23 protein-coding genes, 1 other RNA gene and 1 pseudogene are annotated in these 23,971 nt (G+C 46.4%); 10 read left to right on the top strand and 15 right to left on the bottom strand.

The window, feature by feature from the left end; all coding sequences use genetic code 11:
- Positions 1-240: 240 nt before the first annotated feature.
- The 5 genes from RIF25_RS16595 to RIF25_RS16615 form a co-directional block, all read right to left on the bottom strand.
- On the bottom strand, positions 241-981 hold the full coding sequence (locus tag RIF25_RS16595; protein ID WP_322879633.1) for an HNH endonuclease: 741 nt from the start codon (positions 979-981) through the stop codon (positions 241-243).
- A gap of 301 nt (positions 982-1,282) precedes the next feature.
- A complete protein-coding gene (locus tag RIF25_RS16600; RefSeq protein WP_322879634.1) occupies positions 1,283-2,155 on the bottom strand; it encodes an alpha/beta fold hydrolase in 873 nt (290 codons plus the stop codon).
- 5 nt (positions 2,156-2,160) lie between these two features.
- Positions 2,161-2,514: a DMT family transporter gene (locus tag RIF25_RS16605; RefSeq protein WP_322879635.1), complete on the bottom strand. Its 354-nt coding sequence runs from the start codon at positions 2,512-2,514 to the stop codon at positions 2,161-2,163.
- Positions 2,514-3,179, bottom strand: a complete 666-nt coding sequence (locus tag RIF25_RS16610; RefSeq protein WP_322879636.1) for a TetR/AcrR family transcriptional regulator — start codon at positions 3,177-3,179, stop codon at positions 2,514-2,516. The genes RIF25_RS16605 and RIF25_RS16610 overlap by 1 nt, the downstream gene beginning before the upstream one ends.
- Before the next feature lie 299 nt (positions 3,180-3,478).
- Positions 3,479-3,829 carry a winged helix-turn-helix transcriptional regulator gene (locus RIF25_RS16615; RefSeq protein WP_322879637.1) on the bottom strand — a complete coding sequence of 117 codons (351 nt, stop codon included), beginning with the start codon at positions 3,827-3,829 and terminating at the stop codon, positions 3,479-3,481.
- Positions 3,830-3,973: 144 nt separating this feature from the next.
- Here RIF25_RS16615 and RIF25_RS16620 point away from each other — a divergent pair, with 144 nt between their 5' ends.
- Positions 3,974-4,378, top strand: coding sequence for a RidA family protein (locus RIF25_RS16620; RefSeq protein ID WP_322879638.1), 405 nt, complete (start codon positions 3,974-3,976; stop codon positions 4,376-4,378).
- A 151-nt stretch (positions 4,379-4,529) separates the two neighbouring features.
- Here the strand turns inward: RIF25_RS16620 and RIF25_RS16625 are convergent, their stop codons facing one another.
- Positions 4,530-4,658 (bottom strand): MerR family DNA-binding transcriptional regulator, encoded by a 129-nt coding sequence (locus RIF25_RS16625; protein WP_322879639.1) that lies wholly within the window; start codon positions 4,656-4,658, stop codon positions 4,530-4,532.
- 117 nt (positions 4,659-4,775) lie between these two features.
- Between RIF25_RS16625 and RIF25_RS16630 the strand changes: the two genes are divergently transcribed.
- Both RIF25_RS16630 and RIF25_RS16635 read left to right on the top strand, forming a co-directional pair.
- Positions 4,776-5,579 carry a MauE/DoxX family redox-associated membrane protein gene (locus tag RIF25_RS16630; protein ID WP_322879640.1) on the top strand — a complete coding sequence of 268 codons (804 nt, stop codon included), beginning with the start codon at positions 4,776-4,778 and terminating at the stop codon, positions 5,577-5,579.
- 87 nt (positions 5,580-5,666) lie between these two features.
- The gene (locus RIF25_RS16635; protein WP_322879641.1) at positions 5,667-6,578 is read left to right on the top strand and encodes a hypothetical protein; all 912 of its coding nucleotides are present in this window, start codon (positions 5,667-5,669) and stop codon (positions 6,576-6,578) included.
- Between the two features lie 114 nt (positions 6,579-6,692).
- Here the strand turns inward: RIF25_RS16635 and RIF25_RS16640 are convergent, their stop codons facing one another.
- Positions 6,693-8,636, bottom strand: a complete 1,944-nt coding sequence (locus RIF25_RS16640; RefSeq protein ID WP_322879642.1) for an ABC transporter ATP-binding protein/permease — start codon at positions 8,634-8,636, stop codon at positions 6,693-6,695.
- Between the two features lie 131 nt (positions 8,637-8,767).
- Here RIF25_RS16640 and rbfA point away from each other — a divergent pair, with 131 nt between their 5' ends.
- The 4 genes from rbfA to RIF25_RS16660 all read left to right on the top strand — a co-directional run bounded on the left by rbfA (position 8,768) and on the right by RIF25_RS16660 (position 12,358).
- Complete coding sequence (gene rbfA / locus RIF25_RS16645) at positions 8,768-9,166, top strand: 30S ribosome-binding factor RbfA (RefSeq protein WP_322879655.1); 399 nt, start codon at positions 8,768-8,770, stop codon at positions 9,164-9,166.
- A gap of 200 nt (positions 9,167-9,366) precedes the next feature.
- Positions 9,367-9,840 carry a DUF29 domain-containing protein gene (locus RIF25_RS16650; protein WP_322879643.1) on the top strand — a complete coding sequence of 158 codons (474 nt, stop codon included), beginning with the start codon at positions 9,367-9,369 and terminating at the stop codon, positions 9,838-9,840.
- A gap of 184 nt (positions 9,841-10,024) precedes the next feature.
- Positions 10,025-11,176, top strand: coding sequence for an NAD-dependent epimerase/dehydratase family protein (locus RIF25_RS16655; RefSeq protein ID WP_322879644.1), 1,152 nt, complete (start codon positions 10,025-10,027; stop codon positions 11,174-11,176).
- A gap of 30 nt (positions 11,177-11,206) precedes the next feature.
- Positions 11,207-12,358 carry a 5-(carboxyamino)imidazole ribonucleotide synthase gene (locus tag RIF25_RS16660; RefSeq protein WP_322879645.1) on the top strand — a complete coding sequence of 384 codons (1,152 nt, stop codon included), beginning with the start codon at positions 11,207-11,209 and terminating at the stop codon, positions 12,356-12,358.
- 3 nt (positions 12,359-12,361) lie between these two features.
- On the opposite strand, the gene RIF25_RS16665 is transcribed toward RIF25_RS16660, so the two are convergent.
- The 4 genes from RIF25_RS16665 to RIF25_RS16680 form a co-directional block, all read right to left on the bottom strand.
- Entirely contained in the window at positions 12,362-13,045 is a 684-nt protein-coding gene (locus tag RIF25_RS16665) for a hypothetical protein (protein WP_322879646.1), read from the bottom strand.
- 170 nt (positions 13,046-13,215) lie between these two features.
- An RNA gene (gene rnpB, locus RIF25_RS16670) (RNase P RNA component class A) lies at positions 13,216-13,578 on the bottom strand.
- A 47-nt stretch (positions 13,579-13,625) separates the two neighbouring features.
- Positions 13,626-14,330 (bottom strand): bifunctional demethylmenaquinone methyltransferase/2-methoxy-6-polyprenyl-1,4-benzoquinol methylase UbiE, encoded by a 705-nt coding sequence (ubiE, locus tag RIF25_RS16675; RefSeq protein ID WP_322879647.1) that lies wholly within the window; start codon positions 14,328-14,330, stop codon positions 13,626-13,628.
- Positions 14,331-14,378: 48 nt separating this feature from the next.
- Complete coding sequence (locus RIF25_RS16680) at positions 14,379-16,478, bottom strand: M3 family metallopeptidase (protein ID WP_322879648.1); 2,100 nt, start codon at positions 16,476-16,478, stop codon at positions 14,379-14,381.
- Positions 16,479-16,611: 133 nt separating this feature from the next.
- On the opposite strand from RIF25_RS16680, the pseudogene RIF25_RS17470 reads away from it, so the two are divergent.
- The 3 genes and pseudogenes from RIF25_RS17470 to RIF25_RS16690 all read left to right on the top strand — a co-directional run.
- Positions 16,612-16,777: pseudogene (locus RIF25_RS17470) on the top strand (element excision factor XisH family protein); the annotation flags it as partial.
- A gap of 358 nt (positions 16,778-17,135) precedes the next feature.
- Positions 17,136-17,891, top strand: coding sequence for a hypothetical protein (locus RIF25_RS16685; protein WP_322879649.1), 756 nt, complete (start codon positions 17,136-17,138; stop codon positions 17,889-17,891).
- A gap of 351 nt (positions 17,892-18,242) precedes the next feature.
- The gene (locus RIF25_RS16690) at positions 18,243-19,571 is read left to right on the top strand and encodes an MFS transporter (RefSeq protein ID WP_322879650.1); all 1,329 of its coding nucleotides are present in this window, start codon (positions 18,243-18,245) and stop codon (positions 19,569-19,571) included.
- A gap of 32 nt (positions 19,572-19,603) precedes the next feature.
- Here RIF25_RS16690 and RIF25_RS16695 read toward each other — a convergent pair whose 3' ends face one another.
- The 4 genes from RIF25_RS16695 to RIF25_RS16710 form a co-directional block, all read right to left on the bottom strand.
- A complete protein-coding gene (locus RIF25_RS16695; protein ID WP_322879651.1) occupies positions 19,604-20,074 on the bottom strand; it encodes a GlcG/HbpS family heme-binding protein in 471 nt (156 codons plus the stop codon).
- A 1,064-nt stretch (positions 20,075-21,138) separates the two neighbouring features.
- Positions 21,139-21,531, bottom strand: coding sequence for a RidA family protein (locus RIF25_RS16700; protein WP_322879652.1), 393 nt, complete (start codon positions 21,529-21,531; stop codon positions 21,139-21,141).
- Between the two features lie 377 nt (positions 21,532-21,908).
- Positions 21,909-22,934, bottom strand: coding sequence for an alpha/beta hydrolase (locus RIF25_RS16705; RefSeq protein ID WP_322879653.1), 1,026 nt, complete (start codon positions 22,932-22,934; stop codon positions 21,909-21,911).
- 161 nt (positions 22,935-23,095) lie between these two features.
- Positions 23,096-23,491, bottom strand: a complete 396-nt coding sequence (locus RIF25_RS16710) for a VOC family protein (protein ID WP_407682469.1) — start codon at positions 23,489-23,491, stop codon at positions 23,096-23,098.
- Positions 23,492-23,971 lie beyond the last annotated feature (480 nt).

Raw genomic sequence — 23,971 nt, forward strand, 5'->3', positions numbered from 1 at the left:
AAATATTTACATCAAGTCAATGGAAATAAGCCAGAACAAGAATGGCCAATTTACTACATCAAATTAGCTCCATACGCACCGGAACAAAATCCGATTGAAGTAGTGTGGCTGCAAGTTAAAAACTTCTTAAGGAAAGTGTGACACTTATTGAAGACGTTTAAAATTACAAAATATCTATTTGAACTGTTTTTAAGTCATTTTGTTCTCCATTCTTCTCATCTGACTATGTATGGTATGTTCTCATGAGCAATTGCTGTTTGCTATATATAGCTCCAGAGTTCTTATACGAAATAGTCTTGCCTGTGTAGCTAGAGATGGAAAATCCTCTTGTAATTGTTCAAGTGTCAAAGGTGGGTCGATTTCATCCCAAGCATTAGCACCAATTAATGTAGCTTCTTCGTAATCCGCGTTGTGAACACACCAATGGTAGACGACGTATCTACCACTTAGAACTTGATAAAGTTCGAGTCGATGCGGACTTGTTGAACCATTCCAATAGTATTCCTCTGCAAGCAACTTTCCCTTGAAACGGACAATTTCAATTTGTTCAGAAAGGTTTGCAAGATTGGAGGAAAGGATACCAATCTTTTTTTCAACTACATCAACACCAACAGGGACTTTAGGCTCGTGAGAATATCCTTGAAAAACTACTGGTTCTAATCCACGACGCACATACTCAGCATGCTGTTTTTTTATTTTACGTAAAGTCTCAACGGTGTAAGTATTCACCTGATCATCAATCATTTTGTGATGGATTTTACAGAGAAGTATCAAATTCTCATAAGAATTCAGTTTGTTAGCAGGAAAGCTTGAATCGTTGCGTGAGCCTCCTAATTCTCTAGCAACAATATGGCACTCATCTCCGACTATAGACTCATCATTACCAGGAGAAGCATCCATAGTTAACTCACGTTTGCAAATCGCACAACGATTTCCAGAATGCCCCCACAAAATTTTTCTAGTTTTATCTGTGATCCCCAATCAGCTAGACCCCAACAATACAACTGCTCTCAATTTTAGCTACTAAAGCTAAACATCCCATTACTAACTTGGATATAGCAAGCAGTAATGATTCGTGAGATTAGCTCAAGATTATTTGTGCCTGATAAATTTTGACTTAACCCTAGGCTTAAAGAAGGGCTACTCCTTACCAAGGGCAGTGATGATCAAACATTCTCACAAATGAAGACGGATTGCTATATACTGAATTCACCATGAACTTCAGCAGCCTAACGACCAAGATGAGTGGCCGCAAATAAGACTGAACCGAAATGTGAAATCTTCAAACCACCGCTCCATCGATTTGTTGGGCTGCTGTCAAGAACTCTACAACTAGCTGATTAAATTCTTGTGGATGTTCAAACTGTGCCCAATGCCCACATTGATCAAAGACATGCAAATGAGCGTTAGGAATCTGCCTCGCTGCAATATGAGCATGAGCAACTGGCACAATTTTGTCTTGTTTACCCCAAATAATTAGAGTTGGTACTGTGACATTAGCAAGACTGCTAACTATCGGACGAAAGACGCTTCTCCGAACCCCTAGTAAATTGATGTTGCTTTTCAAGAACGAAACAAATGCTTGTTTGCGGCCCGGTAATTTGAAAGCTTCAGACCGCATTTCAATCCACTCATTTGGCACTGACTTGAGGTTGTAGACATTCTGTTGCAGAATTAACTTAACATTTCTCGGGCTGGGTTGAGATAAATGAACGATAAGAGGGAATGCAGCTAATAAGCGGCTGGCAATGCTAATTTCTCGTCCTAATCCAAACGTGGAGACTAAAACTAATTTCTCTACCTGTTCAGGTGACTCCAGCGTGAGTTTAAGTGCAAGACTCGCACCCATTGAGTGTCCAACAAACGCTGCACGTTGAAGTTTGAGAGCGTTAATAAAGTCTCTGAGAAATTGCCCTTGATACTCCAATGAATAATTCGCGAATGGTTTATCCGATAAACCGGAACCAACCATATCAAAGGCATAAACTTGGTGACTTTGAGCCAGTGCGTGAATATTCCGGCTCCAAGCTTCAATTGAACTTCCCGCTCCGTGGAGCAGAACAATAGGACTTCCGCTATCTCCTGCACACCAGTAGCGAGTTTTGATTGATCCGATTTTGACGTATCGATCTTGTAGAAACTTAGCTTGAGTCATGATAGTTACGAACGAGTCATCACAGTAATTCCGACAATAATTAAACCGACAGCAACGAATTGGGTAAATGACAATCGTTCATCAAATATCACGTTGGCGATCAGGGCAACTGAGATAAAACTAACCGCTGACATCACAGGTTGACTCGCAGAAACAGGCAATTTTCCCAACGCCTGAGTAAATAAGAGCAATCCAAAGGTATAAATCACCAATGCACTCAGAAACCAGGGAGAAACTAATACTGTGGTAAACCCTGTACCAGAGGCTGTGAGACGAGACTGCTTGAGAAAAATCGTGCCTGCTGCATTCGCGATCGCGGCGATAAGAACCAGGAGCCAAGCATACCAGGAAGATTGCATCATTTACGTTGTTTCTGATCAGAGAACTGCTGATGGGTCAATCCAGCTAAAATGGTGCGGATGGTGCGATTAAAGCGATCGTCAGCACTTGTCGAATCCTTGAAATGTCCTGTTAGTTCTAATCCAACATGACCGTGTACGATCGCCCAAAGCATCTTCGCGACTTCTTGAGCGTTGTCCTTCACGAAAATTTCTGTATCAATACACGCTTGAACCGTACTAACAAGGAGCACAAAGCTTGACCAACTTTGCTGAATACAGTTTTGAGTGGGTGTAAACTCCGGGCTGGTTTGGCAGAACATTACTGCGTAATAAGTCGAATTTGCTAACGCAAAAGCTCGGTATGCTTGTCCTAAAGCGATGAGGTACTCCAGCAGATTGTCGGATTTTGGGACAGCTTCTAATGCCTGTCGCAATCTGGCAAAGCCTTTCAAGTACAACTCATCGACCAATCCTTGCTTGCTCCCAAACATAGTGTAAAGGACAGTCGTTGAGCATCCAACCATTTGAGCAATCCGCCGCATGGACAATGCTTGTAATCCTTCGCTTAGGAGTAAATTACTTGCATCGTCCAAAATTCCTTGACGCAGTGCTTGCTGATGCAAATTCTGCGCTGCTCGGTAATCTGTAACACCATTATTACCTATAACACTGTTTTTTAGCATGACAATCTTATACCAATATCAGGCAAAAGCTGTCAAGTATTTATGGATTCTCAATCTCAACAGAGAGTGATCAAGTTTGCTTGATCGTTGCTAAAGAATAAAGCTCAAGTTGAGACCGAACATTGACAGATAACTTTGAAATGCTGCCAACACCATTTATCGAAAGCCGCCCAATGACTCCGTTCACCTGCCGCAAACCACCTTTCGGACTCAACCAATTATCTTTCAACGGTCGGTGTGCAACGGAATTGTTATGCGGTGCTTTATGTATGGGAATGAGACTTCATTACATCTTTATTTTACTCCGCCCAATAAACTAAAGCAATCACAGGTTGCACCAGTGTCTTGCCAAGTTCAGTTAATTGATACTCAACGCGGGGTGGAACCTCTGCATATACAGTGCGGCTGATTAGTCCTGTATGTTCTAGTTCTCGCAGCTTTTTCATTAATTCTTTTTGTGTGATTGGTGATACAAGACGATGAAGTTGACGGAACCGAACAACCTCTTGTTTGTGTAAGTAATAGATAATCTGCACCATCCACTTGTGAGCAATTAAATCTAATACCTCACTAACTGGGCACTCCTCAGATAAGTATCTTTCGCTACACTCATGCCATGCATCAGAACTTACGACACTACTACTTACCATATTTGCTTGTTGAAAGTTGTTTGCTTACACAATGGTATCCCTTTGGTAAGTATCTGTCTAAAAACTGCCTACTTGCTAAGTGGCTCCACAATTGTAAAAATCGACGTACACAAACTTCTCAACATGAAACGAGGTTAAGTAATAATGTCACGCTCAAGCAAAGAAGTTTTTTATCACGGCAAGGATTTTACAAAAGATTTCGGTTACGCTCAGGCAGTCACAGTTGGTAGTACTCTCTATATCTCCGGTACAGTCAGCCTTGATGATGAAGGTAAGTTAGTTGCTCCTGGAGATATACGTGGGCAAACGCGCCGTATTTATGAAGATTTGCAGCGCATCTTAGAAGTTCATGGAGTGACATTCAGTGATGTCATCAAGGAAGCAATCTTTACAACAGATATAGACAGATTTAAAGAAGAAGCAATGCCTGTTCGTGCGGAGTTTTATCAAGGTCATACTCTACCTGCTTCGTCTGCCTGGCTGCAAGTCTCAAGGCTGGCGTTTCCAGAATTTTTAGTGGAGATCGAAGCTATAGCTGTATTGCCATAACATTCCTGCACCTCCTGCTGCAAACGCCTTCTTATCCTTACACCCTTGAAGTCAAAAGGTCGTTTCAGATTGCTGCTTTCACCGAGAATTCAGCCGCATAACTAGTGCTCATACAGTAAAACGCTCAATAACCCTCCATACAGTCTGTTTATCATGCATTTTGCTCAATAATCATCCATATTGACGGATAGCCGTTTTCGCCCCGCTCCGGTGGTGCAATTAACTGTAAGGTTTCGTCATAGCGCAAGGTCGGCACAGATACCCCTGATTGCTTGGTCAAATCCCTAATTTTTAGGACTGGAGGAGGTGTCAGAAAAATCTTGAAAAAACGCTTGACTCTCAAGTCTACTTCAGACTTTAGCGTACGGATATGTTTCATGAATTGGGAGTCAAAGCTATGAACCTAAGTCGTACTGCAATCCCTGTGAAAGTCTATCGGATGTCTATGCCAGGCCATGAATGTCCATGGGGAGTAAAAGCTTTTGCCTTACTGAACGATAAAAACATTCCCTTTGAAGATATTCGCTTAACCACGAAAGCCGAAGTTGAAGATTTCAAAGCCCTGCATCAGGTGAAAACCACGCCGCAAATTTTCTGGGAGGGGACTCGCATTGGGGGCTATACCGATTTAGCGGCCTATTTTGACGTGCAAGCCCAGGCCCCAGAATATTCCTACACTCCTGTGATTGCCCTACTTTCAACAGCGGGTTTAATGACCTTGGCTACGTCTTTAGGGTTTACCGGGTTTATGGGAATTGCCCTGTCCATGTTGGCCTCATTGAAATTGATGGATGTGGATGCCTTTGCTGAGAGCTTTGCGAAATACAACTTAGTGACAAAACGCTATAAGCCCTATGGCAAAATCTACCCATTTTTGGAGTTGTTTATTGGCCTGGGAATTTTATCCGGCCTGGCCCCGATCGTGACTGGCGTGGGTGCATTAGTGGTTGGGGTTAGTGGCGCAACTTCTGTTTTTAAGGCAGTTTTTATTGATAAGTTAGCCTTGAATTGTGCTTGTGTGGGTGGTAATTCTAAAGCACCGTTGGGGGTTGTTAGTTTTGGCGAAAACGCCATTATGGCTTTGATGGGAGTCATGTTGCTATTTTCTCCGACCGAGCCTGAATCAGTGAATATCCCAACCTTAAATCAACGTCTGGGGGCGGAAATGGCTCTGATTCAAGAGTATTCACATCAATATTAATTGCCCTGATTTCATCTTGATTTCATAATCATTCCTGAGAATGAGAGTCAGGACTATTCGTCTTTACAAGGAATGTTGAGGTAAAAAATGTTAGCTAAATCGAAATTATTAATCATCCTTGGAGGAACCCTATCCCTGTTAGCCATTGCTGTGATCACTCAAGTTTCCGGAAAAACTACAACCGCATCGTCTTACACAGCCGGATCTGCTCATGCGGGTATGAATCACTCTGATACTCAAACCAGGCCAGGTCAGCATTCTACTCAAGGCAGTGATGAACATAGTAGCCATCATAATCCATCTGCTACCCCCAAGGTTCGGTTAGTGAATCCTGAAGAAATTGCCCCCAATACCCCCACAGTTTTAACGTTTAAGGTAGAGGATCAGTCAGGCCAATCCATTGAGAAATTTGATGTTTTTCAAGAGAAACTAATGCACTTAATTACAGTCAGTCATGATCTGAGCTTTTTTGAGCATTTGCATCCCAAATATCAAGGTGAAGGTATTTTTAGCGTGACCGTCACATTGCCCGATCCAGGAAATTATCTCTTTTTTGCAGACTATAAGCCAGCCGGAGAGTCTGAGGTAGTTTCCGTGTTAAAAACGGCTGTTCGAGGAATTTATGCGGTACGGACTCAACCGGATTTAAGCCAGAACCAGGTAATTGATAACACAATAGTTGGCCTGGAGTTAAACCCCGTGACTGTTAAAGCGGGTGAATCGGTTAATCTTACCTTTAATCTCAGGGATTCCAGTCAAAATCAACCAATTCCAGATTTACAACCCTATCTTGGCGAATTGGGGCATCTTGTGATTCTGAAGCAGTCTGATAGTCTGAGCAGAAAAGACTATATTCACGCCCATGCAACCACTAAGAAATTCTCAGGTGATGTTAATTTTGCCACAGTATTTCCTCAACCTGGAATGTACAAAATTTGGGGACAGTTCAACCGTAATGGTCAGATTATCACTGCTGGTTTCTGGATTAAGGTGTTATAATCCAACAGATCAAAATTCAGACTCTATCCACACAAGTCCAAAATAAATAAAAAGTAGTGCAAGAGTTTTATGGGACAGGCCTGAGTTTAATTTATTTCAGGCAGATTCATCACCCTAAAGAGTTGCTTTCAATCGCCAGGCCTGGTCGCTATCTAACTCTAAAACGTAATGATGATATTGCCGTAAGCTGTCCCGATGCCCAACACTGATGTAACTGGTCGCCATAGCCTGAATGCGTTCATAGACCCGTTTTTCATTGGCTAGATCTAAGGCACTTGTGGCTTCATCCAAAATCGCATAGGGGCTATTATTCAAGAGCAAACGAGCAATGGCCAGTCGTTGTTGTTCTCCCAAAGATAGGACATCCGCCCAATCCAAATCCACATCCAGGCCCCCAACCCGATCGGGTAAATGTTCCAGATTAACTTCCGCTAAGGCTTCTAAAATTTGCTGGTCTGTGGTTTGGGGATTAGCCGCCGGATAAAGTAACTGAGTTCGCAGGGAGCCAAGGAGCATATAGGGCCGTTGGGGCAGAAACAAAACATCTCCCGGAGCCGGGCGGACAATTTCCCCAGAGCCAGAATTCCACAGGCCAGCAATTGCGCGTAAAAGAGAGCTTTTCCCCACCCCACTTGGCCCCATAATCACCAGCCCCTCGCCCGGTTGTAAAGCAAACGATAGGTCTTTCACCAAAGTGCGTTCGTAGTTGGGCGTTTGGACCGTCACATCCTTGAGGCTCAATTCATTAGCTTCAGTGACCATAATTTCTGGATGTTCAGCAGAGGGGGGAATGGGTTCGAGAACTTCCGTAAAGCCAGCCAGACGTTCAATACCGGCAATGAAGGCACTTAAGCTAGTGAACTGGTCAATGATGATCGAGAGGGCACTTAAGACTTGGCTAAAGGCAAATCCGGCCTGGGAAATTGCCCCAAAATCAATCTCTCCCCGGAAATACATCGGCGCAACAATTAAGGAGGGGACAATGACGGTTAGGTAGTTATAGCCGGTGGTAAAAAATCCCAAATTCCGTTGCCAACCAATCAGTAGGTTAAAGTTCCGCAAAACTTCCACAAAGCGTTGCCGGACCTGGAGTGACTCCTGCTGTTCTCCCCGATAAAAGGCAATGGATTCGGCGTTATCCCGGACATGAACCAGGCCATAGCGAAAATCGGCTTCTCGCCGCAATTGGGTAAAGTTCAGTCGGATTAAGCGTTGCCCCAATAACACCGTAATAATTGTCCCGACAATGGCATAAACAATTAGGGTGGCCGTTAGGGTTTGGGAAATTGACCAGAGAATCCCCGAAAAGGCAATCAAATCAATGACATTGCCCAAAATAATTAACAAGAAACCAAGGGAAGTTTGGGTAAAGGCGCGAATATCTTCGGCAATCCGTTGGTCGGGGTTATCAATGTCGGCCTGGGATTCAATTTTGTAATAAGCCCGGTTTTGAAAGTAACGCTCCAAAAAGCTGCGAGTCAACCAATCCCGCCAGCGCAGACCCAGATATTCCCGCACATAGCGATAAATCACCACAATCGGTGTCCCAACGACAAATACCCCGGCATAGACAAACAAAAATCGCCAAAAAGTGGGTTGATCCTTTTCGGCCAAAGCTGTTTGGAAAAATCGCCCCACATAGCTAATAATCACGTTTAAGCCGCTGACGGACAGGGAAAGCATCAACAATAAGCCCAGTAATATCCAGGCCTGGCTGCGGGGCAGGGTTTGGCGACGTAAAAAGATAAAAACTGCGGCTGGAATAATCAAGGTGGCCAGAATAACCCCCAGGCCTGGCCCCCCTAAAATCCCCTGAATGAGCTTGACAAACCCGCCAGCAACCTGACCAAAAACCTCTGGAAATAGGGCATTTAAGGCCAGGCTGATCCCACTCACTAGGACAAACAGTACCCCGAACATGAAGGCCATGATCAGCAGCAACAGCACCAAGAAAATGGCCCCACTGCGCTTCACCTCTCTGGGAAAAAAATAGGGTTGGGCAATGGCTAAAAATTGATGCCAGGCCTGGGCACTGAACTTATGAGTCGGTTGAACCATGGAAACAAAACGCCGTAAATGCTCACCTGATTATATTCGTGATTCCGAAGTTAAGTCAGACCGTCACCCCAGGCCCTGCTACCCAGTTGGATAAGATAGAAAAAGTGCAAGCCCCGATTCAGGAGAAAATCATGGCCCCCCCCAGACGTGTTGAACGGGTCGCAGAACTGATCCGCCGCGAAGTCAGTCAGCTTTTAGTCCACAACATCAAAGACGAGCGAGTCGGCAATGGCATGGTTAGCGTTACGGATGTGATTGTCTCCGGGGATCTACAGCACGCCAAAATTTTTGTCAGTATCTATGGAACTGATGAAGTCCGCACAGCAACAATGGCAGGCCTAAAGGCAGCAACGGGCTACGTTCGGAGTGAATTGGGGCAACGGATTCGGCTGCGGCGGACTCCAGAAGTGGTTTTTGTCGAAGATCGCTCTTTGGAACGGGGCACAAAAGTTCTATCTCTCTTAAATGACCTTGAGCGCAATCGCCCCCCAGAACCCTTGGAATCGGTGGAATCAGAAGCTCCTCTTTAATTGCAATTTCCCATGCTTGCATCTTGCTTACCTTTGGATGTCTATCAGGCTGATATTGTTGCCTATAGCATTATGCAGACTGTTCTAAGATTGAAGCTACCCCCCAGTAACCGGGCCTAAACCCTTTCCCCTTGGCCTTATGCCACAATACAAAGCAGACAGAGAACCCAAGAAACATCGCAAACTACCCGGCCTGGATGATGACTGTAACGACTCCTACCCTCTATGACGTAGATTATGTTGATTGGATTGCGGAGACGGTAGCCCGATTAAAAGCTAAAGACTTTGCCAGCCTGGACTTAGAAAACTTAATTGAGGAGATGGAAAGCTTGGGACGCTCAGAACGTCATGCCCTCAGCAGCCAATGGATTCGAGTTGTCAAGCATTTACTCAAGCTAGAGGCTCAACCCCAGGCCACGGACTATCACAATAGTTGGGTATCGAGTATTTTAGATGGAGTCCGAGAAATCACTGAGTTAGTTGAGGTCTCCCCCAGCCTGAAAAACTATTTACGATCTAACGAAGTAAAGTGGTATCAAAAATCGCGCCAAGAAGCCTCCATTGAAACCCGACTACCCCAGGCCCAGTTTCCCGAATCCTGCCCCTATGATGTGTTGGACTTAATAGCCGGAAACTATCCCGAATCGTTACGCTATTTCTTTGTGATTGAGTAAGCCAGCGGGGCTGGAACTAAGATGTGGCTTCGGAATAGCAGCCCGAGAACTGGGAAAATCAGAATTTTATTCATGCGGGCCTGTAAGGAGGCGTATTCCTGGTAACGTGGTAGCAAGGCCAACATGGACAACTGTAGCGCAGTTAACAATGGGGCCATTCATACACTCACTTCAGTAAAACAGTATGAGAGTTCTGGTCATTGGCGGCGACGGGTATTGCGGTTGGGCAACAGCATTACATTTATCCAATCGGGGACATGACGTTGCAATTTTAGATAGCTTAGTCCGGCGACATTGGGATGCAGAGTTATGTATCGAAACCCTCACACCAATTGCACCTATTCAATATCGGTTACAGCGATGGCGCGATTTAACGGGCAAGACAATCGACTTGTTCATTGGCGACATCTGCAACTACGAATTCCTCAAGTCCGCAATGCTTACCTTTCAACCGGATGCAGTCGTGCATTTTGGTGAACAACGTTCTGCCCCCTTCTCGATGATTGACCGGGAACACGCCGTCTTGACCCAATCGAATAATGTGATTGGCAACTTAAATCTGCTTTATGTGATCCACGAGCATTTCCCGGAATGTCACTTGGTCAAACTGGGGACGATGGGTGAGTATGGTACGCCGAACATTGACATCGAAGAAGGTTACATCACGATTGAACACAACGGCCGTAAAGATACCCTCCCCTATCCCAAACAGCCCGGTAGCTTCTATCACCTGAGTAAAGTTCACGATAGCCACAATATCCAATTTGCTTGCCGCATTTGGGGACTCCGGGCGACTGATCTGAACCAAGGCATTGTCTATGGGGTGCTGACCGAAGAAACGGGTATGGATGAGTTGTTGATCAACCGCTTGGACTACGATGGGGTCTTTGGCACAGCGTTGAATCGGTTCTGTATCCAGGCCGCGGTGGGGCATCCGTTAACGGTCTATGGTAAGGGCGGTCAAACCCGTGGCTTACTGGATATTCGGGATACGGTTCGCTGTATTGAGTTAGCCCTGTTAACCCCTGCGGCGGCTGGAGAATTCCGGGTCTTTAACCAGTTTACAGAGCTATTTAGTGTTGCCGATTTGGCTGACAAGGTCAAGGAAGCGGGCCAGGCCTTGGGAATCAAAGTTGAAGTTAGCAACCTCGAAAACCCACGGGTCGAAAAAGAAGAGCATTACTTCAATGCTAAAAACACCAAACTTTTGGATTTGGGCCTGCAACCCCATTACCTTTCTGACTCCCTCCTGGATTCCCTCCTAAACTTTGCGATCAAGTACAAACAGCGGGTGGATCACAATCACATTTTGCCCAAGGTGAAATGGCGGGCTTAAGAGCCAATGACTGATCCAAACAGGACTCCCATGGTTAACCCAACTCAAAAACGGATTGGGATCATTGGTGGCGGGCAATTGGCCTGGATGTTGGGGTTAGCAGCCCGAGATGTAGGCATTACGGTAGTTGTCCAAACACCCAATGCTACGGATTCAGCGGTGACAATTGCCGATGAGGTGATTTATGCCCCAATTGATGATCTGGCCGCCACCCAGGCCCTAGGCCAAAAAGTAGATGTGATCACTTTTGAAAATGAATTTGTTGATTTAGTTGGATTACAAAGACTGGCTGATACGGGTGTGTGTTTTCGACCGAGTTTAAGCAGTTTGACCCCCCTGTTAGACAAGTTAGACCAACGGCAATTTTTAGCATCTTTGGGTTTACCCGTGCCAAAATTTGTGGGTGCGGATCACGTCTCAACCATTGCCGGATTAACTCAAAAATTTCAGTTTCCTGTGGTGATCAAAGCGCGACGACATGGCTATGACGGGCAAGGGACGTTTGTGATAAAAGATGCCGGGGCCTGGGATGTTTTTTGGCAAGCTCATCCTGATTTCAAACCATTTTTAGTGGAAGCCTTTGTACCCTTCCGTTGTGAGTTAGGGATGATGGCCGCTCGCTCCACATCAGGTGAAATAGCCCTCCATCCTCTCGTGGAAACCCAGCAAGAGAATCAAGTCTGCCGGCGAGTCATTGCTCCAGCTAAGGCTAGTCTTGAGATGATAACCCAGGCCCAGGCCATGGCAGCAACCCTCTTAGAGGCCTTAGATTTTGTCGGTATCTTGGGGATTGAATTTTTTCTGACCGATGCAGACCAACTCCTGATTAATGAAATTGCCCCCCGCACCCATAATTCCGGTCACTACACGATTGAAGCTTGTCACACCAGTCAGTTTGCCCAACATCTACTCGCGATTACCGGCCGGGGCCTAGGCAATCCGGGCTTACAATCTCCTGCCGCCGTTATGATCAACCTCTTGGGCTTTGAAACCGCCACGTCCGACTACGGTGAAAAACGCCAAACCCTGAGCCAAATTCCCCAAGCCACTGTCCATTGGTATGGTAAAACTCAAGCCTATCCAGGCCGGAAGCTGGGCCATGTGACGGTATTACTCCATAATCAAGAGCCTGAAACGATGACCAAGACCCTATCTCAGATTGAATCTATTTGGTATTCCTGAGCATCAACCCAGGCCGGGAACTTTTGCCTCTAAACCGACTTTTTGTAGCATCCGATTAAATTGGGGCAGGACGCGTTGGCATTGACTGACAAACGCCGTTAACCAGGCCTGGAGTTGATTCAGTTGTTCTGGGGTTAATAAAATTTCTTGGGGAATCCGATGATGACGATAGAGGATTTCAGCTGCACCATTAACTTCATAATCAGCAAACCAACTACTGTGGGGACGACTGGTATGCCAATAGTTACGCGTGATTAGCTCCCCTAGATATTTTCTCGCAACACTACTGACTTGGTTCAAAATAGCGAGGGCATCTGCTAAGGAGATACTGGGTTGAGGCAGAGACTTGAGAGTTCCAGAAAAATAAAGCGGCAAGGTTGGCTCCTCAAGGGCTGGCAGTGAGTTTAGACTTAGCCCCATCAAAGAAAACAACTTTGCTTCTAAATTATGCAGATAGGCGTGATAGCTACTACCATGCCGACTCAAAGATTGATGTAAACGCACAACCAGATCTAATTCTGCCAATTTAGAACTCGTCAATGACTCAATGCGGTTGAGTTGGTCAAGAAAGGCTGAATCTTCAGCATCATCCGTCATCGGTAATGGAACAGCCGTAATACCCAAAGCAACTGCATTTTGCTGTAGCATCCGGCGGATATAGTAGCGAGTCATCGGGGAAAGGGACATGGTATCTCGTTCTATGAAGTTTATGTTTCTTAACAATTACCCTGTCTCCCACCCTACAAGACTTAGGGGACGAAAGAACTCCGTAGGATTACCGAATCGCCAACTTTCCTGGCCGTAGGGGAACCATTTCTAGTCTAGGCATTGGGGGAGATTCACTCGGATTGGAAAAGGAAAAGAGTTAGACGTAAGCCGGGTTCTGTTCTTTGTGACCAAAGAGTAGTTATCTATCTGGGACATTTGTTACCAAATGCCTCTTGCGGTTCTCGCTAGCGGGGCAGGAAAAAGATCAACCCTTGCACCCTCGTGACCTTGCTTCCGGCCGGGGTTTACCGAGCCAATACCTCTCGATATTGCTGGTGCGCTCTTACCACACCCTTGCACCCTTACCTGTGCCCATCGGCCATCGGCGGTATGTTTCTGTGGCACTATCCTCACGCTCGCGCGCACTGGGCGTTACCCAGCAGGCCTGATCTTTCGGAAGCCCGGACTTTCCTCAGGAGTATGACTACCCCCGCAACTACCTCGCCAACTCTTTTCCAGTTCCTATTGTGCCAAATCGCGAGATCACCAGGCCAAGAATCTAAGGATGTTGCCCCACCAAGACTCCCATCAGTCCACCCATTAAGGGATAAAATGTCACTGCCTGAAATCCAGCAGCTTGAGCCATCGTGATCAGTTCTGGGGGTTTGGGATAGCGCGCCAGGCTAGGAATGAGGTAGGTATATTCTTCAGTGAGGTTATAGGTTTTGGCCAAAGGAACAACTATTTGCTGAAGATACCAGGCCTGGAAATCTTTCACCCACGCCGCTTGGGGATGACTAAAATCCAAAATCGCTGCCCAGGCCCCCGGCCGTAAAACTCGATATAGCTCACTCAGGCATTGGGGAATATCACCGACATTGCGCAGGCCATAGCCCAGGGTAGCCCCATCAAAACTGTGATCCGCAAACGGTAAATTTAAGGCATCTCCCTGTATCCAAGCAATCTGCCCCAGGCCCCGACTGCGAGTTTGAGCAATCTCTAGTTGAGCGGCAGAAAAATCTAACCCCACCACTTGCCCCTGGATTCCAACTTGGCGCGCCAGTAGTAAGGCTAAATCCCCACTCCCACAACAGACATCCAATGCGGCCTGGCCTGGCCCAACCCGTGACCATCTGACAGCCATTTGTTTCCAGACCCGATGCAGGCCCAAACTTAACCAATCATTGAGGGGATCATAGACCGGAGCAATGCGGTTAAACAGGGCCTGGACTTCATTAGGGGGAGGCGGTGAGATTGATTCCACAAAAAACAATGCCTAGAACTGCTTTGGAGAACAAGTATTTGGACTGGATTAATGGCCACTACTAACCAGGCCACTGTGACGCAATAACGGCGTGGTTTCTGGTTCCCGGCCGCGAAAGGATTTGAACACTTCCATAGGGGGGTGACTACCTCCGAGCGCAAGCACCGTATCCCGGAACCGCCGCCCGATTTTTTGAACTTCAGCTTCATTGTCCAGGCCCACTTCTTCAAAGGCTGCAAAGGCATCGGCACTCAAGACCTCGGCCCACTTGTAACTGTAGTACCCAGCCGCATAGCCCCCGGCAAAAATATGGCCAAAGGAACACAAGAAGGCATCTTCCGGTAAAGGGGGTAAAACTGTGGTGATTTTGGCAATTTGATCCCGAATATCGTTAATTTTCTCTGGGCCACCGGGTTGATAGCGATGATGCAGTTCTAAGTCCACCAAACTGAAGTATAACTGCCGCAACATGGCACTCCCAGAACGATAGGTCCGGGCCGCTAAGAGTTTTTCGTAATAGTGTTCCGGTAAAATCTCTCCGGTTTCATAGTGGCGGGCCATTCCAAATAACGTGGCCTGGTCATAGCACCAATTTTCCATAAACTGGCTGGGTAACTCCACCGCATCCCACTCGACATTATTAATTCCGGCAGCACTGGGATAATCCACTTGAGTCAGCATATGTTGCAGGCCATGGCCAAACTCATGAAACAGAGTTTCGACTTCCCCAAAGGTCATCAGGCTAGGTTTGCCATCAATGGGTGGGGTTTGATTACAGATCAGGTAAGCCACGGGTAAACGGGTTTTGAAGTCCGTCCCGACTTTGAACTTAGCCCGCCCTAGGCAATCATCCATCCAGGCCCCGCCCCGTTTTTCCGCCGGCCGACTGTAGGCATCGAGATAAAATCCGGCAATTTCCGCCCCAGATTCATCCTTGATTTGGAAATACTGGACATCGGGATGCCAGACGGGAATACCAGATTTCACTTCGGTAATGGTTACGCCAAATAACCGCGAGGCCAGGCCAAACAGACCCTCTAACACCCGTGGCAGGGAAAAGTAGGGGCGCAATTCTTCATCGTTAAAGGCAAATTTTGCTTCCCGTTGTCGCTCGGCCCAATAGCCAATATCCCAATGCTCGAGGGGTTCTTGTTGTCCATGGTCACTGGCAAAGGCTTGTAATTCCTCCATTTCTTTGACCGCGGCCGGGAAACTGACTTGGCGCAATTCTTCCAGGAGTTTTTCCACGGCATCCACATCGGTCGCCATCTTGCCATCAAGGCTGAGTTCGGCATAGGTTTTGAACCCTAAAAGTTGGGCTTCTTCTTGCCGCAGTTTGAGGATTTTTTCGATGATCTCCCGGTTATCTAACTCACCACTGGCGGCCCGGCTGATATAGGCCCGATAGACCTGTTCTCGTAAATCTCGCCGTTGACTGTGCTGGAGAAAGGGGCCAAAACTGGGAAAATCTAAACTGATATGCCAAGGGCCAGTTTCAGGATTGGCGGTTTCTTCTCCGTCCGCTCGGGCTGTTTGGGCCGCTAAAGACAGCAAACTGGGGGGTAATCCAACCACTTCATCAAGGTGAGTCAGTTTGAGTCGAAAGGCTTTAGTGGCATCGAGGACATGGTTGGAAAATTGCGTTCCTAGTTCCCCCAGTTCCAGTTGAATTTGGTTAAACCGCTCCTTGGCTTCCCCTGCCAGGCCCACACCACTGTGTTCAGCACTCCGAATCGCGGCGGTAATAATCCGTTTTTGGGCCGGTTCGAGGGTCTCCCATTCCGCACTGTCTCGTAGAGCTTTGTAGGCCTGGTACAGGGGTTGGCTTTGGCCGAGACGATTATAAAACTCAATCACTCCGGGCTGCATGGTTTCATGGGCGGCGCGCAATTCCGGGCTGTTTTTGACCCCCATTAGATGATTGACAATCCCCCAACTCCAGGCCAGGCGTTCTCCCAATCGTTCAACGGGTTCGACCAATTTTTCCCAAGTTGGGATGACAGTTGTTTCTAAGTCAGTCAGTTCCTGATTCAGTTCAAGCAGGAGTTGTTTGAGGGCGGGTTCAACTAGGCTCGGTTCAATTTCCGCAAACGGGGGCAGACCATCCCCAATCAGGAGAGGATTTTTGATTGCTGTCTCGGTTGTCATGGTCGCATCCACAAGGTTTAATTCGTGATTCAATGCTTTGATCCTAGAGGATCCGGGGCCTGGGGGCGAACTAGGGGAAACCGACCGTAACTTTGCATTGAGGGAAGCAGCCTCATGAAGCTAAAACAGTGAAGTTGAAATTAAAAGTTTTTTGAATCCTTCTACGATTACGGATTTTTATGCAGCATTAGGACAATATTTAAGTTATCTTCTAGTATTTAGAATTCATAGAACCTGAGCGGAACTTATACTTGGGGGTTCCTCTCAATGCTTTTGAAATATTTGTTCAATATGAATTTATATGAATTTACCCAAGTCGCCGTTACTTGGGATCAGATTTCACTAACTGTCCATCTCCAACAGAGGAGGTAATCTTGCAATAGATAAAATAGATAAATATCGTAAAAATATTCTAGAGTTGTTAACTCAGTATGCTGAAGATGACGTATCTAATTCTGATGTCAAAGTCAATTCATCTTTGATACTGAACGAGATGACTATCAATGGCTGAATGCTGGTTGGGAAAAGTTGCATCGGGTTTATCGTTATTCAATTCATGGATGGGGGTTGATAATTGTTTTTAGATGGATGTCTCCAGGCCTGGGGTTAGCTCTCGATTCAGCCTACAATAAAAAAGTACAGCTAATCTCGCTTCCTATGACTGCTCTAGAACCAAGTATTGATTTTAATTTGCCTCGAATTGTGTTTTTTGGCCGGACATTTGCCGAATATGAACAAATGTTTAGTTTTACCGATGCAGAACTGGCGGGAAAACAGATTTTAGATTGTCCCTCTGGGCCAGATTCCTTTGTCGCCGAAAGTTTTGCCCGGGGCCTGGATGTGGTTGGCTGTGATCCGGTTTATCAAAATCAATCCGCAGAGCAACTCTATGAACGGGCCAAGACAGATATTACCTTTTGCTTGGCTCAGGCTCAGGTGCGTATGGATCAATTTCCAACATTTACTGATGAAATATTTGCCCAATTCAGCCAGGCCAAGCTAGAGGCAATGGAAAAGTTCTACCACGATTTCAAAGACCGGCCCCAGGCCTATCAAGTTGGTAGTTTACCCCGTTTACCCTTTGCCGATAACAGCTTTGATTGGGTCTTGTCAGCACATTTCCTCTTAGCCTATAGTTCGATCGAATCTGGCGGAATTTTGCCCAATAGTCCCTTTGATTTAGACTTTCATCACCAGGCCATGACTGAGTTACTCCGAATCGCTCGGGAGCAAGTTAGGCTCTACCCCATTTATACCAATAACCATCCCCGCCAACGTCATGCCTATGTCAACCCCATTGTCAAAAAACTCACTCAAGCAGGTCATCGAGTAGAATTTATACCCTCAACTTATAATCAAGGCTCTCCCGTTGAAAACTTCACCTTAGTTATTTATAAAAATTCCCACTCCTGAAACTAACAGGCCTGGTTATTGATGACAGAACAATCGTTAACTGACCCGCAAAACTCCCCCTTACAGAAATGCTGGTGAGATTTCTAGGGTTTTGGAGCAATCTATGGAATGGGATGGCTGAGATTTTTATACCATCTATCTTTCTTGTTAAATTTTCCCCCACCCTTATCTTGAGTCGCTGCCTAGTCCGGGTTAAAATTTTCAGTCCTGCCTTTTCTCGTGATATCGGCGTTAATCTGGAAATACTAAACTTCCTTTTGTGATCGTTCCCATCTAGTATCTATGGAATCCATAATCCCTAAAAGTCTGCAAGCTCATATTGATGAATCCCCTCCCCGTCCCCTGACCCCAATGCAATGGCGAATTTGGGCCTTAGCCGCGATGGGAAAATTTTTTGAAGGGATGGTGATATTCATTACAGGTGTTGCCTTACCCCTGCTTGAGCGATATTTTGATCTACCCGCAGCCTTAGATGGAGTCCTTTCGGCCGCAACCCTCTTTGGGATTTTGATCGGCGCGTCCCTGTTTGGTAACTTAGCGGATCGCCTTGGACGTAAGTTTGTGTTTGTCTGGGAAATGGCCCTCTTTACGCTGTTTTTAGTGCTCTGTGCCTTGGCCTGGAACATTGGGGTGCTGATTGTGGCCCTATTTTCGGTTGGCCTGGCCCTGGGAGCCGACTATCCCACTGCCCATATTATTGTCTCGGAGTCTATTCCCAGTAAATTTCGCGGGCGGATGGTGTTGGGGGCCTTTGCCTTTCAATCCGTTGGCTCATTAGGTGGGGTGTTGCTTGGTTTAGCCGTGCTTAAGGTCTATCCCCAAGTCGAGGCCTGGCGGTGGATGTATGCAGCCTTAATCGGGCCTGGGTTGATTGTCTTTCTATTTCGACTTACCTTGGCCGAGTCAGCCCATTGGCTATTGGCACGGGGACGGATTGAAGAGGCCCATCGGGCGGCCCAACGCTTACTGAAACGCCCCATCGCTATTGACCGTGGCTCCCTTAGTCTCAACCTTAGAACTGCCCGGCCCGGCTTTCGGCTCCTGTTTTCCCCCCAATACTTCCAGGCCACTATCCTTGCCGCTGTCCCCTGGTTTTTACAAGACCTATCTACCTACGGGATCGGCATTTTTACGCCCACCATCCTCGCAACCCTGTTTACAAAAACAAGCTCTAATTTCATTTTCCAGGATATGGTAGCGGCGGAAGGCTCTGGGGTGATTGATTTATTCTTACTTTTCGGCTTCTTGACCTCCTTGCCCTTGGTGGATAAAGTTGGCCGAATTCCCCTCCAAATTCTCGGCTTTGGCGGGTGCGCGGTTGGGCTACTGATTGCTGCCTTTGCGGCTGATATTCCCGATGGCCATGAACTGAAGATTTTCCTGATCTTTGCCGGGTTTATGATCTTCAACTTTATGAACAACCTCGGTCCCAATGCCATGACCTATCTCTTAGCGGGTGAAGTCTTTCCAACAGAAATTCGGGGCCTGGGGGCCGGGTTTGCTGCCTCCTTTGCCAAAATTGGGGCTGTATTGACCGCATTTTTCTTCCCCATTCTCCGAGAGCAGATTGGCACCACTCCCCTCCTCTATATCCTTTCTGGGACAGCAGTTTTGGGAGGGGTGATCACCTTTATGGTCAGAATAGAACCGAATGGCAAGAGCTTAGAGGAATTAGCCTAACATCCCCATCCACATTGCCGGCCCCAATCAGATTACTTGAGGTCGTTGAGAATGGCATCCCGACCCTTCAAGGCACAGCCCTCATCTGTCATCCCCACGGGTGTTCCAGAAATTCCCAGGCCCCCAACTAACTTCCCTTTCGACATTAAGCGCACTCCACCCGGAAACAGGGTAATCCCCCGCAATGGATCCGGTGGCATCGGCCAAGTTCCAACCCCAACCGCCCCCTTGGCCTGCATTGAGGCGAGAATCCCGGATGTGGTGTCAAGATTATGATTATTGGCCAGGGTAACTGCGGAATAAGCCTTATTAAACGCCGTTTGGACGGTATGAACCCCTGCCCCATCACTGCGAATTACGACAATGACATTGCCCTCGGGATTGACCACTGTGGCCGTCACCCCATAACCTTGCACCCGACAGGCCTCAATACCCGCCTCTGCGGCTTTAAGAGCAATTTTAGCCGAAAGTACTGGTGTTTCTTCAAGGGCAACGGCCGGCATGAGAGGGACGGAACCTACAGCCAAACCCAGGAGCAAGACAGAAAAGGATATGGATGGATGGAACATCGATCGTAAAACTCCAAGTTAGATAAAAGAAAAATAGTGCAATGATAGATAGGGTTGAGTTGTCATCAATCTCGTCTCGCTCATTTGCATTTAGGAACAATCACTAGACCGTTAACTTGGAGTGATATTTGAGCGCAACTCGGCTGCAATAAACCTGGATAGATATCCTAGATTAGTTGTTGCAATCAAAATTTCTAAAACCCCAAGAGTCATGGCCTGTGCCACCAAAATTATATCACCATCAATCGTTTTATCACTGGCTGTTGGTTGCTCCTGCTGATGAGCCTATATCGAGAGTTATGCAGCTTGTCAAATTGCAGTCGCTCTAACAGTTAATTTTAGTTAAATTTAAAAACCTAAAGGTTTAGTAATTTGTTTTTAGTTCACAATTTAGCTCTAAATATGTCGACTCTCTTGGGAGGAGGGTGATCAGTAAAACAAATGAGAGAAAAAAGCCATCAACCTCATTCGCAGATGTCTAAAATTTGTCAAGCCATATAGTAAACAGTAATGATTCGTGAGAATAGACCAGAATTATAGCAATACCCATTAATAAGTGAGCTATAATTGGACTTATCTATAGCAAACAGCAATTGCTCATGAGAACGTACCATACATAGTCAGATGAGAAGAATGGAGAACAAAATGACTTAAAAATAATTCAAACAGCCATTAAATGCCACACTTTCCTTAAGAAGTTTTTAACTTGCAGCCACACTGCTTCAATCGGATTTTGTTCCGGTGCGTATGGAGCTAATTTGATGCAGTAAATCGGCCATTCTTGTTCTAGCTTATCTCCATTGACTTAATGTAAATATTTATGGAAATCATCCCTGTTATGATATGATGCACTATCCCAAATCACAATAATTTTCTGATTGGGATGAATCGCCTTTATCGCTTTGATAAATTGAATAGTATTCTGACTATTTCCACTCAAATAAGGTTTCACAATAGGTGCCAACGGTGCCCCTAAAGGCAACTCTAACCTGGTGGTATCAGCCGGGAATACGGGCGATGACCTTGATCTCAAAGTCGAACCCCGCGAGCCAGTTGACACCGATCGCCGTCCAATTCGGATAAGGCGCTTCCGGGAAGACTTCGCTTTTAACGGTCATGATCGTGCCGAACTGATTTTCGGGATCGGTATGAAAGGTTGTCACGTCGACGATATCCTCAAGCCCGCATCCACCCGCTTGCAGGGTTGCCTCGAGATTGGCGAATGCCAGACGAACCTGAGCCTCAAAGTCCGGCTCGGGTGAGCCATCGCTGCGACTGCCGACCTGACCGGACACGAACAGGAGATTATCTGATCTGATCGCTGCGGAATAGGTCTGTGACGTGTAGAGGTCATGCCGACCGGCGGGGAAAACAGCGTCACGCTGGGTCATATAGAATCTCCTGTTGTGGGTTGATGGAAAGCAGTGCCGACGAATGCTCACGACGACTTGAAAGCTGGATTGGCGCCTAACGGCAAAGTTGTGCGGCGGTAAATAAAAAAAGGCCGCAAATGAGAGATCTCCGCGCCGCCCGCTGCACCAACGTGTTAGGCAAGACAAAGCTGGCTACTAAAACTGAGCAAAAGATGGAGAAAACCGATCGATTCCTCATCAACCAAATTAAACCACGATCGCGGGAAAGATCGATCGCCCTGCGAACCAACTCTGCACTGGAAAACCGTATCGAAGGGTAGCTTGCTGCATCACTTTGTCACCGAGGCCTAACGACCAAGCTCACCGGACGCAGATAACCTTTGCAACTCAACCAATTACCTTGGCACGTTTCGGTGCAGCAACTGGTTAGACTCACGGCGCATTCTATTGCTGTGAATAAATTGACTGATACCATCAACTAGCTCAGGCACAACTGGCAGCGTTGGTTCAGAATAGGAAGCATTTTGCTGTTCAGGGTCTAATGGAACAGCTTTTAACACGTGATTCATCCCCTCAATGATTCTAAGCTCCGCATCTGGCTTAGCCATCTTCAGGGCTTGCGCCTCCCTTACAGATACTTGGATATCCGTTGTTCCTTGAACAATTAGAACAGGGACAGTAAGACGCCTAATCTCTTGGGCAGGGGTATAGCGAAACCAGGAAATGAGGTAGGGTTGGACGCTCGATCTGTAGAGCGTGTTTAGTTCTGGTGGAACAGAGGTCACTGTGTTACCTTGCTCTAGAGCCGCAAGAATCTGCTCACTCTGTTGCCATAATGCCTCTGGCAGTCTAGGTCGCAGTTGATCTCGTAAAACTTGTGATGCAGTTTGGGCAGATCCGGCTATTGATATAAAAGCATCTGCTCCAGTTTTTTGGGTCGCCAGCATTCCAATCAAAGAGCCTTCACTGTGACCAATCACGGTGACGCTTGAGAAACGAGAATCTGCCTGCAATTGCTGAATCCAAAGTGCAGCATCTTCAACATAGGTATCGAAACGCAAATCAACTTCTTTAGTCCCTGCGACTGAACTTTCTCCAATACCACGCTTGTCGTATCGTATTGCGGCAATGCCGTGACCAGCTAATCCTTCAGCCAGTAGTTTGAGGCTGTTATTCTGCCCGGCTAGAGGATTATTTCCATTGCGATCAGTTGGACCTGAACCCGCAATGATCAGCACCCCTGGCTCTGGCACATTAGACGCTGGAATGATCTGTGTGCCATAGAGAGTGCCTGTTGATGTTGTAATTTGAACCTCGACAGACTTTGAAGATTGTGTCATATGACCCAAAAACAGCAGCCAAAAAGGTAGAGCTATTAGACAGATAAACGAACCTACAGAACGGCGAGAATCGGGGGACATAAAGTGAGGAAATTTATATTGAATCCGTCAAATACTCTAATTTTGATGAGATAAGGGAGTCTAACGCGGGCGATCACCGGGCGGAAATGGCGCGACTGATCTTGTAATTGGGAGAAAACCGGAACGCCATTTCCGCTCCGTGTGCATCGCTTTGTTAGGCATTACTTCATGGAATGCAAGCCTATTAGGTTGCCTTCCGTATCGCGGACTAAAGCGCAGAAACCGTGCTCACCAATCGCAGTCTTATCTTGCGCAACACTACCACCGTGCTGAACCGCTCGACTAGCCTGCACAGCACAGTCTTCACAAGCAAAATAGACCACAGTACCACCACTACCCGGTGAGAATCCATCCATTTTTACAAGCATTCCCCCCGCTCCGTATTTCGACATTCCGGTTTCTTTGTCCATGGGGAAGAACCACATATCCATTTCAACTTCGGGCGTTGGATTCGGCATGTTTTCAAGCTTCGTTTCAAAAACAGCTTCATAGAACGCTTTGGCGCGCTCCATGTCTGCGACGTAGATTTCAAAGTGAACAACGGGATTACTTTGTATCATTTTCTTCCTTTGTTGGTAGTGTTTTCGTGAATGCCTAACGGCAGTAAGTTTAGCAGCTGCCGAGTAACTTGGACACACACAAACCATGCTAGTTGCAGTCGGCTACAGCGCATTTGTTCTACAGACGGCGCAATTCCGCCAAGCTCTTTCGCTATCATTGGAACATCTCTCGATTATCCTAACGAAACATCTTGAATCGCCGTCTGTGGAACTAGGTATTAGACTGAAAGATTCCACCTAAAGAGATGATTAAGGTGTTTAGGCTGAATGTCAAGTTTCTTTCTAAGTACCCTATAGGGATTAAAAAGCAGAAAATTTCCGTATATAGCAAACAGCAATTGCTCATGAGAACGTACCATAAATAGTCAGATGAGAAGAATGGAGAACAAAATGACTTAAAAATAATTCAAATAGATATTTTATAATTTTAAACGTCTTCAATAAGTGCCACACCTTCCTTAAGAAGTTTTTAACTTG

This window comes from Pseudocalidococcus azoricus BACA0444, assembly GCF_031729055.1.
GTDB lineage: Bacteria > Cyanobacteriota > Cyanobacteriia > Thermosynechococcales > Thermosynechococcaceae > Pseudocalidococcus > Pseudocalidococcus azoricus.

Bases quoted from the DNA above. Each gene is read 5' to 3' on its own strand.
- RIF25_RS16600 (WP_322879634.1), bottom strand. From the start codon at position 2,155: ATGACTCAAGCTAAGTTTCTACAAGATCGATACGTCAAAATCGGATCA.
- RIF25_RS16605 (WP_322879635.1), bottom strand. From the start codon at position 2,514: ATGCAATCTTCCTGGTATGCTTGGCTCCTGGTTCTTATCGCCGCGATC.
- RIF25_RS16610 (WP_322879636.1), bottom strand. From the start codon at position 3,179: ATGCTAAAAAACAGTGTTATAGGTAATAATGGTGTTACAGATTACCGA.
- RIF25_RS16615 (WP_322879637.1), bottom strand. From the start codon at position 3,829: ATGGTAAGTAGTAGTGTCGTAAGTTCTGATGCATGGCATGAGTGTAGC.
- RIF25_RS16620 (WP_322879638.1), top strand. From the start codon at position 3,974: ATGTCACGCTCAAGCAAAGAAGTTTTTTATCACGGCAAGGATTTTACA.
- RIF25_RS16630 (WP_322879640.1), top strand. From the start codon at position 4,776: ATGAACCTAAGTCGTACTGCAATCCCTGTGAAAGTCTATCGGATGTCT.
- RIF25_RS16635 (WP_322879641.1), top strand. From the start codon at position 5,667: ATGTTAGCTAAATCGAAATTATTAATCATCCTTGGAGGAACCCTATCC.
- RIF25_RS16640 (WP_322879642.1), bottom strand. From the start codon at position 8,636: ATGGTTCAACCGACTCATAAGTTCAGTGCCCAGGCCTGGCATCAATTT.
- rbfA (WP_322879655.1), top strand. From the start codon at position 8,768: ATGGCCCCCCCCAGACGTGTTGAACGGGTCGCAGAACTGATCCGCCGC.
- RIF25_RS16650 (WP_322879643.1), top strand. From the start codon at position 9,367: ATGACTGTAACGACTCCTACCCTCTATGACGTAGATTATGTTGATTGG.
- RIF25_RS16655 (WP_322879644.1), top strand. From the start codon at position 10,025: ATGAGAGTTCTGGTCATTGGCGGCGACGGGTATTGCGGTTGGGCAACA.
- RIF25_RS16660 (WP_322879645.1), top strand. From the start codon at position 11,207: ATGGTTAACCCAACTCAAAAACGGATTGGGATCATTGGTGGCGGGCAA.
- RIF25_RS16665 (WP_322879646.1), bottom strand. From the start codon at position 13,045: ATGTCCCTTTCCCCGATGACTCGCTACTATATCCGCCGGATGCTACAG.
- RIF25_RS16680 (WP_322879648.1), bottom strand. From the start codon at position 16,478: ATGACAACCGAGACAGCAATCAAAAATCCTCTCCTGATTGGGGATGGT.
- RIF25_RS16685 (WP_322879649.1), top strand. From the start codon at position 17,136: ATGACTGCTCTAGAACCAAGTATTGATTTTAATTTGCCTCGAATTGTG.
- RIF25_RS16690 (WP_322879650.1), top strand. From the start codon at position 18,243: ATGCAATGGCGAATTTGGGCCTTAGCCGCGATGGGAAAATTTTTTGAA.
- RIF25_RS16695 (WP_322879651.1), bottom strand. From the start codon at position 20,074: ATGCCGGCCGTTGCCCTTGAAGAAACACCAGTACTTTCGGCTAAAATT.
- RIF25_RS16700 (WP_322879652.1), bottom strand. From the start codon at position 21,531: ATGACCCAGCGTGACGCTGTTTTCCCCGCCGGTCGGCATGACCTCTAC.
- RIF25_RS16705 (WP_322879653.1), bottom strand. From the start codon at position 22,934: ATGTCCCCCGATTCTCGCCGTTCTGTAGGTTCGTTTATCTGTCTAATA.